General features: G+C 75.7%; 8 protein-coding genes. 3 read left to right on the top strand and 5 right to left on the bottom strand.

Annotation, left to right across the window (positions count from 1 at the left end; all coding sequences use genetic code 11):
- Positions 1–212 precede the first annotated feature (212 nt).
- On the top strand, positions 213–1,112 hold the full coding sequence (locus IH54_RS0131605) for an SGNH/GDSL hydrolase family protein (RefSeq protein ID WP_031523508.1): 900 nt from the start codon (positions 213–215) through the stop codon (positions 1,110–1,112).
- 27 nt (positions 1,113–1,139) lie between these two features.
- Here the strand turns inward: IH54_RS0131605 and IH54_RS0131600 are convergent, their stop codons facing one another.
- Positions 1,140–3,620, bottom strand: coding sequence for a glycoside hydrolase family 3 protein (locus IH54_RS0131600; protein ID WP_052398091.1), 2,481 nt, complete (start codon positions 3,618–3,620; stop codon positions 1,140–1,142).
- Positions 3,621–3,704: 84 nt separating this feature from the next.
- On the opposite strand from IH54_RS0131600, the gene IH54_RS0131595 reads away from it, so the two are divergent.
- Positions 3,705–4,292, top strand: a complete 588-nt coding sequence (locus tag IH54_RS0131595; protein ID WP_031523505.1) for a TetR/AcrR family transcriptional regulator — start codon at positions 3,705–3,707, stop codon at positions 4,290–4,292.
- Positions 4,293–4,705: 413 nt separating this feature from the next.
- On the opposite strand, the gene IH54_RS48170 is transcribed toward IH54_RS0131595, so the two are convergent.
- Positions 4,706–5,347, bottom strand: a complete 642-nt coding sequence (locus IH54_RS48170; RefSeq protein WP_420711812.1) for an SCO2400 family protein — start codon at positions 5,345–5,347, stop codon at positions 4,706–4,708.
- Positions 5,348–5,615: 268 nt separating this feature from the next.
- Between IH54_RS48170 and IH54_RS42065 the strand changes: the two genes are divergently transcribed.
- Entirely contained in the window at positions 5,616–6,569 is a 954-nt protein-coding gene (locus IH54_RS42065) for a zinc-binding dehydrogenase (protein WP_031523501.1), read from the top strand.
- A 173-nt stretch (positions 6,570–6,742) separates the two neighbouring features.
- Here the strand turns inward: IH54_RS42065 and IH54_RS0131580 are convergent, their stop codons facing one another.
- The 3 genes from IH54_RS0131580 to IH54_RS0131570 all read right to left on the bottom strand — a co-directional run.
- Positions 6,743–9,052, bottom strand: a complete 2,310-nt coding sequence (locus tag IH54_RS0131580; protein ID WP_107060314.1) for an ABC transporter substrate-binding protein — start codon at positions 9,050–9,052, stop codon at positions 6,743–6,745.
- Positions 9,049–10,521 carry a VWA domain-containing protein gene (locus IH54_RS0131575; RefSeq protein WP_234344101.1) on the bottom strand — a complete coding sequence of 491 codons (1,473 nt, stop codon included), beginning with the start codon at positions 10,519–10,521 and terminating at the stop codon, positions 9,049–9,051. Before IH54_RS0131575 ends, IH54_RS0131580 begins: the two co-directional genes overlap by 4 nt.
- A 74-nt stretch (positions 10,522–10,595) precedes the next feature.
- Positions 10,596–12,875, bottom strand: a 2,280-nt coding sequence (locus IH54_RS0131570; protein WP_107060315.1) for a tetratricopeptide repeat protein, incomplete at its 5' end; no start/stop codon positions are given.

Here is a 12,875-nt window from a genome sequence, read left to right as displayed (position 1 = left end):
CCCGAACCGGCTGCTCCCGGGGCAACATCAGGCTTTATTCTGCACTATTCACGACAAACAGGACAACATCAAACGTCTGACGCCCGGTCATGCCGACCTCCCGTCACATCGCCCGGGTGTCAGGGAAAAAGCTACCTTGCGGCGTCTCCGAGAGCGTGACGTACGGTCGGGCTGGTAGCGGATGTCACCCACACGTCGGAGGGAAGTCCCGTATGCGCGCGCTCCTGCGACACTCCCTGGCGCTCGTCGCCGGTGCCGTTCTGCTGGGCGGATGCTCGACGGGCGGGACACCCGCCGCGACGAAGGGCCCCTCGGCCGGGTCGCCCTCCGCACACACCTCGCATTCCGCGCCGAAGGCCGCTCCCGCGGCCCCCGCGCGCCCCTGGAACGTCCACCCGGCGTCGGTGGCCGCGCTCGGCGACTCCATCACCCGCGGGTTCGACGCGTGCAAGCCGCTCCTGGACTGCCCGGAGGTGTCCTGGGCGACCGGCTCGCGCGGCTCCGTCGGCAGCGTCGCGAGCCGCGTGACCAAGGGCGGCACCTGGAACCTGGCGCAGACCGGGGCACGCGTCCGTGACCTGCCCGGCCAGGCGAAGGAGGCCGCCGCGCACAAACCCGCCATGGTCACGATCCTCATCGGCGCGAACGACGCGTGCCGCTCCTCGACTGCGGCGATGACGTCCGTCGCGGACTTCCGTGCGGACTTCGCGAAGACGCTGAGCTATCTGCACCGGACGCTGCCGGCCACGCAGGTGCTCGTCGCCTCCGTCCCCGACCTGCAGCACCTGTGGTCGGTGGGCCGCGGCAATCCCCTGGCCCAGCAGCTCTGGAAGCTCGGCCTCTGCCCTTCGATGCTGGACGACCCCTCGTCCGACACCCCCGCCGCCCGCTCCCGCCGGGCGGCGGTGCGCGAACGGGTCGTCGCGTACAACGCCGCGATGGGCGCCCAGTGCGCCCGGTACGTCCGGTGCCGCTACGACGGCGGGGCCGTCTTCCGCTACGCCTTCACCTCCGGCCAGCTCAGCTCCTGGGACTGGTTCCACCCCAACCCCCAGGGCCAGCACGAGCTGGCGACCCTCCTGGCAGGGGTCGCTTCGCGACCGCCGGAGTGACGCTCCGGGCCGTCTCCGGGCGCGGGGCTACGGGAGGGCCACCCTCAGGGTGGAGGCGGAGAGGGTGAGGGGGGACGCGGGCAGTTCCCAGGTGCGGGTGGCGGGGTCCCAGGACCGGGCCGACCTCCGCGGGAGGGGTATCACCGCCTCCGCGGCCCCGCCGGGCGGCGCGGTGACGACGGCGAAGCCGGCGAGAGTGGTGGCGGGGCCCTCCGGAGCGGAGCGGTGGGCGTAGAGCTGGACGACCTCCCGTCCGGGGCGGGCCCCGGTGTTCCGGACCCGGACGGTCACGGACGCCAGGAGCGCCGGATCCTCCGCCGGAAGCGCGACGAGTTCCTCGTAGGCCCAGGACGTGTACCCGAGCCCGTGCCCGAAGGCGTAGGCGGGGGCGGGCGCCCCGGCCCGCTGCCAGGCGCGGTAACCCACGTACAGCCCCTCCTCGTACGCGAGGACGCCCTCGCTCGGCGCGACCCGCGTGACGGGCGCGTCCGCGAGCCTCGCCGGCCACGTCGTCGGCAGCCGCCCGCCGGGCTCCTCGAAGCCCAGCAGCACGTCCGCGAGCGCGGCCCCGCCCTCCTGCCCGGGGAACCAGCAGACCAGGACCGCCGCGACGTCCTCGCGCCACGGAAGCTCCACGGGGGCACCGGAGTTGACGATCACGACGGTCCGTGGATTGGCCGCGGCGACCCGGGCGACGAGCTCGTCCTGCCTCCCGGGCAGCCGCAGATCGCGCCGGTCGAAGCCCTCGGACTCGACGCGCTCGGTGGTGCCGACGACCACGACCGCGGTGTGCGCGGCCCGCGCCGCCTCCTCCGCCTCGGCGAGCAACTCCTCCGCGTCCTGCTCGGGTTCGGCGTGCAGCAGGCTGAACCCGACTGCGGGCAGTGGCAGTTCCTCGGGCTTGGGCGGCAGGTGCAGCAGACTCACCCCGACCGGCTCGCCCGCGGTGAGCACGACGGTGCCGCGCTGCGTGGGCGTACCGAAGAACGCCTCGAAGGGGTCGCCGTGCGGGTCGAACTGCGGCCCCTCGAAGAGGACATGGCCGTCGACGGCGAGGAGGAAGCCGCCCGTGCCGCGGGTCCCGAAGCGGTGCGGGCCGCTCACCCGCGGGGTGAAGGTGCCGCGGATCTCGACGGAGTGCAGGGCGTCGTAGTCGACACCTTCCGGCATCTCGCCGAACCACTGCACCTGTCCGCCGGGCAGCGCCTCCGCGCCGATTTCCCGCCCGTCGTACGCGCGGGCGACGGCCTCCAGCACGAACCCGCCTGCGGCGGGCGGCAGTTCCTCCGCGGGATCCGCGCCCACGGCGTACGTGAGCGGCGTCCCCGCGGGCAGCGCCGCGCCCAACGCGTCGAGCAGCGACACGACATGCCCGGGAAAGACCTGCGCGGACCCGCCCCCCAGGATGCGCGGCTCCCGCGCGGCGGCCCCGAGCAGCGCCACGCCGCCCCGCAACCCGTCACCTTCGAGCGGCAGCACCGCCGCGCCTCCCGCCGGTTCGTTGCGCAGCAGCACGCATCCCCGGGCGGCGATCTCCCGGGCGAGGGCGTCGCCGTCGATCGGGGCGGGACGATCCGCCGCGGGCACGACGGCGGGGGCGCCCGCGAGCAGGCCCGCGCGGGCGGCGAGGCGCAGGACGCGGCGGACCGCGGCGTCCACCAGCTCCTCCGGCACCTCGCCCGCACGGACGGCGGCGGCCAGCGGCGGGCCGTAGACCGTACGCGGCCCGGGCATCGCGACATCGAGGCCGCCGCGGATCGCGGCCGTGGTGTCGCGGGCGGCGAGCCAGTCCGAGACGACGACGCCGTCGAAGCCCCACTCCCCCCGCAGCACCGCGTTGTTGAGCTCGGCGTGCTCGGTCATCGGCACGCCGTTCACGCGGTTGTACGCCGCCATGACGCCCCACGGCCGCGCGTCCGCGACGATCGCCTCGAAGGGCGCGAGGTACAGCTCGCGCAACGCCCCTTCCGGGATGCGGTTGTCGACGGTGAAGCGGTCGGTCTCCGCCTCGTTTCCCGCGAAGTGCTTGACGGTGACGCCGACCCCGCCGTCCTGCACCCCGCGCACGTACCCGGTGCCGATCGTGCCCGTCAGCAGCGGGTCCTCGCTGTACGCCTCGAAGTGCCGTCCGCCCAGCGGGCTGCGCTGCAGGTTGACGGTCGGCGCGAGCAGCACGTGCACGCCCTTGCGGTGCGCCTCCTGGGCCAGCAACCGCCCGGCCTGGCGGGCGAGTTCCGGATCCCAGGACGCGGCGAGCGCGGTCGGGGAGGGCAGCGCCACGGACGGGTCGTCCGCGCTCCACCGCCGTCCCCGTACACCCACCGGTCCGTCCGACATCACCAGCGACCCGAGCCCCACCGCGGGGAGCGCGGGCAGCGACCACATGTCCTGACCGGCCAGCAGCCGCGCCTTGTCGTCGAGCCCGAGGGCGCCCAGCGCCGCCTCCACGACGGCCTCGCGCTCGGCGTCCTGCGCCGTACCGACCGTGCCGTTCGAGTCCACCGTCATCGCTCCATGCTGGCCCCGCGGGACCACCTTGCCTGCCGTACGGTAGGTATGGATACCGATCCGTGACCCGAGCGGGGGCAGCACGTGCCGAGGACCAGAAGCGACCGCGGGCAGCGGCGGGCCGAGATCGTCCAGACGGCCACCGAGGTCATCGCCGAACGCGGCTACCGCGGCGCGACGCTCGCCGCCGTCGCCGAACGCGTCGGCCTCACCCAGCAGGGCCTCATGCACCACTTCCCCACGAAGGAGGCGCTGCTGGTCGCGGTGCTCGACGCGCGCGACCAGTGGGACATGGCCTCCGCGGCGCTCGCCCTGCGCGGGCAGCAGGCGTGGCCGCTCGACATCGTGGCCGAGCTCGTGGAGTACAACGCGACCCGGCCCGGCATCGTCCAGGCCTTCACCGTCCTCGTCGGCGACAGCGTGACCGAGGGCCACCCCGCGCAGTCCCACTTCCGCGAGCGGTACGCCCGGGTGCGGGCGGGCGGCGCCGACGCCCTGCGTACGGCGTACGGGGACCGGCTCCCCGGGGGGCTCACGCCCGAGCGGGCCGCGACCCTCCTCATCGCCGCGATGGACGGCCTCCAGATCCAGTGGCTCCTCTCCCCCGACTCCGTCGACATGCCCGCCGCCTTCCGCGACTTCCTCGCCCTCCTGACCCCGCCGGCGCCGTAACTTCCCGCGCCTGGCGGCGCGGGGTGTTACCCACCCCCACCACCCGTGCCGATAGTGGGCGGGTGCACGCCTTCTTGTGGGGGTGACTGACCATCGGCGGCTAACCGCAGTCGCCTGGACATCACCCCCACCGGCAGGCAGCCGCCCACGAGACCTCGGGAGGGGGACGATCCGGGGGTGCCCCCGCAGGAATGCGCACACAGCCCCTTACCGAATGCGGGAAGAGGTCGGACGCGCATTCCGAGGAGGTACCCCCGGAGTGGCACCCGACCCACCCACCGCAGGGACAGCGCGATGCCCCGCCGGGTGACACCAGGGGCGCGGGGAACTGCGCGACCAGCCCCCACGCACGGAGGATCGCGACGCCAACCGCAAGTGGCACCCCCGGAGCGTCCCCCGCGAGCCCAGCGCAGCTAGTCGCACCACCAAAGAACCTGCTTGCACGTCGGAGACGCCGACGGCGACGGCGAATGCGTCGCGGGCCGAGACGTCGTCGGCGACGGCGGCGGGGTCGTCGGACGGTGCGTGACCGGGACCGTGGGCCGCGACGTGGTCGCCGTCGGGGAGGGCGCGGAGGGCGACGCAGTCGTACTCGGCGGCCGCGAGTGCCGCGGCCCCGCCGACGCGGGCGCGTCAGCCGTCGCGGACGGCGCCCCCGACTCGTCCGCCCCGGCCGCCACCCGAGCCGTCGGCGACGTCCCGTCGGGGACTTCCGGCGCCGACGGCGTCGGCGCCGACTCGCCCCCGGACAGCGCCGCCATGGAGAGCATCGCGAGCGCGCCCGCGAGGGCGACCGCCCCGACCCCGTAGACGGCGGCCCGCTGCTGCCGGTCCCGGCTGCGCCGCCGCTTGCGGTTGCGCGCGCGGTTGCGGGCGGCGGCCCGCCCGCCCCCGGGCCCGGAGGAGCCGGGCAGCGGCTCGTCGTCGGCGGGGACGAGCGGGAGTTGCGCGGTCTCCCCGACCTGCGGAAGTTGCAGCTGGTCCGCCGGCGTACCGCACCCCGGGCAGGAGTATGCGCCGTTGAGGTGGCGGCGGCACGCGTAGCAGTAATCCATGGCGCATGGACCCTATGGGACAGGTGTGGCGTGACGAAACCCCCGGGCGCCGCTTGCCCCGACTTTGCCGGGAAGGTCCCACCGGTCCCACCGATGGCGAATCGTCGCAGGCGAGACAGCTTCCGCGGAGTGTCCCGTTCGCGACAGACCGCCGCTGTTGTTCCTTGCCGGGGCCGCGGGGCGCGGTGAGACTCGGGGCCGGACGGGTCGTCCGGGGCGGGACACGGTGTCACGCCCGGTGTGTGCGGCCCGGGTGAGGGGCAGGGCGATGCGTGCGGTGCAGGTACGGGAGTTCGGGCCGCCGGAGGTGCTGCGGGTGGTGGACGTGGACGATCCGCGGCCGGCGGCCGGTGAGGTCGTGGTGGCGGTGGAGGCGGCGGGCGTGATCTACGGGGACGTCATCGTCCGCTCGGGCGGCTACCCCTTCCCGCTGCCGTACGTGCCGGGCCTCGAGGTGGGCGGACGGGTCGTGGCGGTGGGGCCCGAGGGGGACACAGGGCTGCTGGGGCGCCGGGTCGTCGCGACGACGCCGGGCTCGCAGGGCGGTTACGCGGAGCTGGCCCGTGCGGCGGTGGCCGATGTGCACCTGCTGCCCGAGGAGTTGGAGCTGCACCGGGCGGTGGCCGTCTTCCAGGCGGGGGCGCTCGCGGCGGGGCTGCTGGCGGCGATGCGGGTGGAGCGGGGCGACACCGTGCTGGTCACGGCGGCGGCCGGTCGGGTCGGGTCGTTGCTGGTGCAGCTCGCGAAGGCGGCGGGCGCGGTGGTGGTGGGGGCGGTGGCCGGAGAGCGGAAGGTGCGGGCCGCCGGAGAGTTCGGCGCGGACCGGGTCGTGGACTACGCGGAGGAGGGCTGGGCCGAGCGGGCGGGCGGTACGGACGTGGTGCTGGACGCGGTGGGCGGCGATGTCGCCGCGCAGGCGATGAGCACCCTGCGCAAGGGCAGCGGCCGCTTCGGCACGTACGGCTTCACATCGGGTTCGTGGGTGCGGCTCGACGCGTACGAGCTGGGCGTACGCGGCCTGACGGTGGTCGCGGCGGCGGGCATCGCCTTCGCCCGCCCGGCGGCGGAGCAGTACGCGGCGGCGTCCCGTGCGCTGGCCGAGGCGGCGGCGGGCCGCCTGATCCCCCGTGTCCACGCGCTCCGCCCGCTGTCCGAGGCCCCCGCGGCCCACGCGGAGCTGGCGTCCCGCGCGACGGTGGGCGCGACGCTGCTGATCCCCTGACCAGGCGCACCCGCCGCCCGGGACCTCCACCCACCGCCCGCGGCCCGGCGGCCCGGGACCCGCACCCACCGCCCGCGGCCCGGCGGCCCGGGACCCGCACCCGCCGCCCGCAACCCGCCGCCCGGGACCCGCACCCGCGAGCCCGCACCGCACCCGCGCCGGTCGGCGCGCGCTCAGCCTCCCGTGCACACGTCGGTCAGCCCCGTCACCCCGTCCGCCGTGTCCTGGTCGCGGGTGTGCTGCAGGGCTGTCAGCTGGTCGTCCAGCGTCGCCGGGTCGGCGAGGAAGCGGAGGACGGCGAGCGCGAAGGCGTCGCGTTCCGCCGTGGGCATCGCGTCGGAGGCGTCGTAGCAGTGGACGGCCGCGGGGTCGCGCAGGGCGTCGGTGATGTCGCGGGCGAGGGAGTCGTGCGGGGTGTCGGCCAGGACGGACTTGCGGACGGAGAAGCCGGACTGCGTGCTGGCCCAGGCGCGTTGGGCGCGGTCCGAGGCGAGGTAGCTGATCAGCTGCCGCGACTGGGGGGTGTCGTGCAGGACGGCCGCGAGGTCGCCGGAGACCTCCCAGCGGTCGGGGCCGCCCTGGGCAGCGGGGATGAGCCGGGCGGAGGGGACGAAGGCCGGCCCGGTCGTCCGCCAGCCGTCGTCACCCCGCGCAAAGGACGACTGGTGCTCCAGCTCGCAGGTCCGCGGCGTGGCGGCGACGCCCTTCGCGGCCTGCCCGAAGGGCGTCTGCAGGGCCGCCCGGGTGGCGGCCGCGCTGCCGGGCCGGACGAGGTCGTACCAGGTCGTCCAGGCGTCCTTGACGCGGGAGTCGGTCCACGGCAGCTTGCCGGCCGCCCACTGCTCGTAGACGTCCTTGCCGCTGCGCTGGAGCAGGATGTCCTCGATCCAGTCCGAGCCGGGCCAGCCGGACGTGGCCCCGTCGGCGAGCCCGAGGCACCAGGAGGCGGGGTGCCCGGCGGCGGCGATGGCGTCCTGCTGCTTCGCGGGGTACCACACCATGCTCTTGAGGTCGGTCTTGATCGGGACCCAGTACGTGTGCCCGTCGACCTCCGGCACCCAGGTCGGGGCGAAGTCACCGGGGCGCACGATGTCGTCGAGCGCGGTGAGCCCGCCGCTCTCGGCGTATCCGGCGAGCTCGCCGGGACCGGGCAGCACGGCGACGTCCGGCGGGGTGCCGGATTCCACGTCGGCGGCGAGGACCGCGCTCTCGGCGGAGCTGCCCTCGTAGTCCACGCGGATGCGGTACCGCTTCTGGAAGTCGTCGATGACGTTGTCCTTGAACTGCTGCTCCTGCGTGCCGGTCCAGTTGGCGAGCAGGGTCACCGAGCCCTTCCACCCGGTGGCCCGGACGACGACGACACCGGCGGTCGCGAGCAGCGCGAGGCTCACCGCGGCGGCCACGAGGGTGCGCGGGCGCGGCCAGCGCACCGTGGCGACGCGGACCCGGTATTCGTTGATGCGGGGTTGCAGCCCCAGCAGGACGAGCACGGCGAGTACGAGCCCGCCCGCGGCGATCCAGTCCGCCGCGGCGGCGCGGAAGCCCGTCCCGGCGAGCCGCGCGGAGACGTGCGCGCCGGTGGTGGCGATGTCGTCGTCCCGGAGGGCCGGGACGAGTGCCTGCTGCGCGTCGTGCAGCGCGGCGTGGGTGAGGACGGTGAAGGCGACGAGCGTGGCCAGGCCCCCCGCGAGCAGCAGGCGCGCGGCGAGCAGCGGGATGTTCCAGCGCCGCCGGAAGCGCGCGCTGCTGAAACGCGCCGCCTCGCCGAGCAGCACCAGCAGCGCGAGCGCGAGCAGTACGGCGATGCCCCACCCCACCCACAGCAGCGGCCCGAAGTCGCTGTGGTGGCGCGCCTTTTCCTGCTGCCCGGCCTGGAGGTCGCGCAGCCGGCCGAGGATGGTGCCCTCGGCGGCCGTGCCGGTCCCGTCGAGCATGGAGCTCGCGTAGGAGATGTACGCCTCGTGCAGCAGGGAGCCGGGCGGCAGGGCGTCGGCGTCCTCGATCCAGCCGGAGTAGGTGGTGATCAGGCCGGTGACGGTCTGGATGGAAAGCCGCCCCTGCGCCCCGGTCACATCGGCGGCCGCGGCCCGCGCGAGGCTCTGGTGGGCGACGGAGATCCGGGTGTGGAAGGTGGTGCTGCTGCCGGTGCCCGCCCCGCTCCCGCCGGGGTGGGTCCTGGCGTACTCCTCGGTGGTGGCGATGTCCTTCTGGGCCCGCTGGAGCGCGTCCATCGCGGTGTCGACGGCGAGGATGCCGGGCACGTCGGCCGTGCGCAGCGGGCGGGCGTCGGCGTGCACGCCCTGGAAGGCCTCGAACAGCGCGACGGCCGTGAGCACGACGAGGACGAGCAGCGCGAGGCGGCGCCGGGTCAGCTCGCGCAGCGTCCCGCTGGAGCCGGAGCCGCCGGGGCCGCCCGCGTCGGACGGGGTCGTGCGGCGGCCCGGGCGTATCCCGGTCGGGGCGGTGCCCGTGGCCTCGCTCATGACGAAGCCCCCATCGCGGCTCCGCAGTTGCCGCAGAAGCGGGAGCGGGCGGGGTAGCGGCGGTGGCACTCGGGGCAGGGGACCAGCTCGCCGCCCTGCCGGGGCGGGCCGGCGGGCGCGGAGCCGTCCGGGCCGTGCGTGGTGTGGCTGCTCGCCGTCATCAGGTGCTGGAAGTCGACCGGGTCGACGTGGGGGCGCAGCGTGACGCGCCCGGTGTCCGCGTCGTGGATCTCGACGAGGCGGCCCAGTTCGTCCAGCAGCCGCCGGGCGCCCGCCCGTTGGGCCAGGGCGACGGCCCGGCCGAGGAGCGCCTCGGCCCGGTCGTGCTGCCTGCGGTGGTAGGCGTCGGTCGCGTCGGCGACCGCGGTGCCCAGCTCCTCCCACACCCGGGCGTGCGCCACCTGCCCGTCGGTGAGGCCGGAGAGGGCCGGGTCGTCCGTCCAGTGCACGACGAGCGGCTGCGGCGCGGGCGGCACGACACCGGATCCGGCCGGGAGGCGTACGGCCACCTCGGCGGCCAGCAGGTCCTGGTCGCGCCGCTCGCCCTCGGGGTCGACGGCGAGGCAGACGTGGAAGCGGCGCAGCTCCTCGCCCCACGCGCGGGTGACGAACGCGTGCGGCTCGTCCGGCTCGGGCGTCATGGGCCCCTCGTGCGGGAAGGTCTGCTTGACGTACCGCAGGTGCGCGCCGGGCGCCAGCGAGCCGACGGTGAGGGTCAGTTCGGGGACGGTCTTGGCCAGCAGGCCGCGCACCAGGCGCCGGTAGCGCTCGGCGAGGTCGGACTCGACGCGTACGGCGTCGGCGCCGCCGTGCAGGGACCGGGCGACCTCCAGCAGCAGCCGGGCGTCCCAGTCGGTGCCGATGCCCCACGCGTCGCACACGAACTGCCCTGCGCAGGAGGCCAGTACGCCGGTCAGCGGCAGGAAGTGGCCGTGCTCGTCGCGCCCGTCGGTGAGCAGCAGGGTGTGCCGGATCGGCGTCGACTGCGCGGCCAGCTCCCGCCGCGCCAGGTCCAGCCAGCGGCCCAGGCACGTACCGCCCGCGGCGACCAGCTCGTGCACGGCGGCCGTCGCCGCGGCCCGGGTGGTGTCGTCGGCGACGGCCATCGCGCCGCCGGGCGGGTAGGCCGCCGCGGCCTCGTGGGTGCCTGCCACCACGGTGAACGGCGTTCCGTCGGGGAGGAGTTGGAGCGCGGCGACGGCGGCCTTCTTCGCTTCGCGGAATTTCTCCGGGGGCCGGTCCATCGAGCTGGAGCAGTCGACGACGAGGACCTCGGCGAGCGCGGGCCCGGGCGCCGCGCCCGCAGCCCCGCTGACCCGTACCGTCACGACGGCGTGCAGCTCCTGGGCGCCGCCGCCCGCGGGCAGGTACTTCTGCTGGCTGACGGCGAGGTCGACGCCGATCGCCGGGTCGGTGGAACTGCCGGTGGTCTCCGGCCTGTCGGGGTTCGCGGGGTTCGTGGTGTCCACTGTCGCTGTGACTCCTCACCGCTGAGCGGCTGCAACCGCGGGGGCTGCGGGGTTCGTTACGGGCGGTCGCGCGGTCAGACGAGGCTCTCGGGGCGTACGGCGTAGGCGCGGTCGAGCAGTTCGGCGCGCAGGGCGGGCGGGGCCTGGCCCGCGAGGGTGCGCAGCGACCCGTACAGCAGGTCGGCGAGCCCGGCGAGGCTGTCGGTGCCGGCGAACAGCTCGCCGGGGGGCAGGGCGGCGAAGTCGGGGCCGCCGGGGCGGCGGCCGAGCGCGTACCGCCACAGCGCCGGGCGGTCCGGGGGGCGGCGCCCGGCGAGGACGTTCTCGCGGATCTCGGCGACCAGCCGCTCGCGGGCGTCGTCGTGCGGCAGCCGGGCGAGACGCTCGCCGGCCCGCCGCAGGTCGTCGACGGTGGGGGCCTGCCCGGCGAGGCGGCCGGCCAGGACGCGCAGGGCGGCGACGCGGGCGGCGTCGTAGGTGCGGGAGGTCGCCGGCACCTGGTCGAGGAGGCGGACCGCGCCCGCCCGGTCGCCGTGCCGCAGTCGCAGCCGTGCGAGCCCGAACGCGGCGCTCGCCTGCGCCCGGTCGCGCTCCCGGACGGCCTCGTAGTACGCCGTGCTCTCCGCCTCGGCGCGCGCCTCGGCGGCCGCGGCGACGGCCCGCTCCGCGTCGTTCGCGGGCGGCGGCACACCCGGGCCCGGACGCCCGCCCAGGTACTCGGCGCAGTAGCCGAGGGCCAGTTTGGGCGCCCACTCCCCCGGCACGGTCGCGTAGACGGCCGCGAACTCGCCTTCGGCCCGCCGTACCCGGCCGTGCATCAGGTGCAGCAGTCCGCGGTGCCACGGCAGCCGCCAGTCGTAGCCCGCGGCTGCCGGGGTGAGCAGCCGCTCCGCCTCCGCGAGCCAGCCCTCGGCCTGCGTCAGGTCGAACTCGTCGGTGCTGCGCAGCAGATACGAGCGGCACAGCCACAGCGCCATCTCGACGGTGCGCAACTGCGGGTCCTCGCTCACGAGTTCCGCGGTGCGTTCGGGCGCGTCCCCGGCCAGGCCCCCGAGCAGCACCGACGCCGGGTCCGCGGGGTCGGCGATCGGCCCGGGCAGCGCACGGGCGGTCTCCTGCGGGGTGGGCGGGCCGGCGGCCAGGTCGGGCGGCGGGTCGCCCGCGGGGCGGCCGGCCCAGTGGGTGAGCGGGGGCACGGTGCCGAGGTCCGCGCCGAACAGCACCGCCGTGGGCTCGAAGCGGGTGGAGCGCTCGGGGAAGCGCTCGCCGCGGGCGAGCGCGCGGTGCTCGCGCAGCACCTCCCACAGCTGGCGGGACATCTGCGCGGCCGAGGTGAAGCGGGCGGCGGGTTCGTCGTGGGTGGCGCGGCCGACGAGCCGGTCGAAGGAGCGCGCGGCGAGCCCGGCGGCCGGTGCGGCGCGGCGGGCCAGCGCTTCGAGGGTGCGGCCGACCGTGAAGAGGTCGGTGTCGACGTGGAAGCCGCGTGTGTCGCGCTCGCGCTTGTTCGGCGCGTACCACGGCGTGTAGACGAGCGCGCTGGTCCGGTCGTCGGCCCGGCGGACCGCGCCCAGGTCGATGACCTTGATCTCGCGGCCGTAGTGGATGACGTTCTCCGGCTTCATGTCGCAGTAGAGCAGCCCCTGGTCGTGCAGGTACTCCAGCGCACCGAGGATCTTGCAGCCGTAGGTGAGGACGTGGTCGAGCGCGAAGGGCTCGCCGAACAGCTCGGCGAGTGCGTCGTCGGACATCCGCAGCAGCTGGTCGAGCGGCTTGCCCGCGACGTACTCCATGACGATGTAGCCCGCGGGCTCGTCGTGCCCCTCGGCGCGGTGCTGCGTGGAGCTGACGATCCGCACGATGTCGCGGTGGTGCAGGCTGGTGAGCGAGCGCATCTCCTCGACGGCGTTGCGGCGGGCGGCCGCGTCCGAGGTGTTGAGCAGCGCCTTGAGCACGACCCGCTGGTCCGGCAGCGCGAGGTCCCGGGCGAGGTAGACCCAGCCGGTGCCGCCGGGCGCGAGGTAGCCCAGCACCTCGTACTGCCCGGCGACCACGTCCCCGGGGCCGAGCTGCGGGCGCAGGTCGTACGGGGTGCCGCAGTCGGGGCAGAAGCCGTGGTCGGGGGCCGGACCGTCGTCGTACGCGACCCCGATCGTGCCCGGGCACTCCGGCGTGCCGCAGGGCCGCCCGCCCTCGGGGCGCCGGGCGGTGCGGCGGACGACCTCGTCGTCGGGGGGCGGCGGGATGCTGGGGAGCTGCACGAGGCCGTCGCGGTCGAGCCCGCCGGTGCCCGTGGGCGGGGCCGGGCGGGGGCTGTCTCTTATACACATCTCCGAGCCCACGAGACAGGCAGAAAA

It is taken from the genome of Streptomyces sp. NRRL F-5123, from assembly GCF_000721495.1.
Lineage (GTDB): Bacteria > Actinomycetota > Actinomycetes > Streptomycetales > Streptomycetaceae > Actinacidiphila.
The sequence above is the reverse complement of the archived record's forward strand: the minus strand, read 5'-3'. Positions and strand labels throughout refer to the sequence as shown.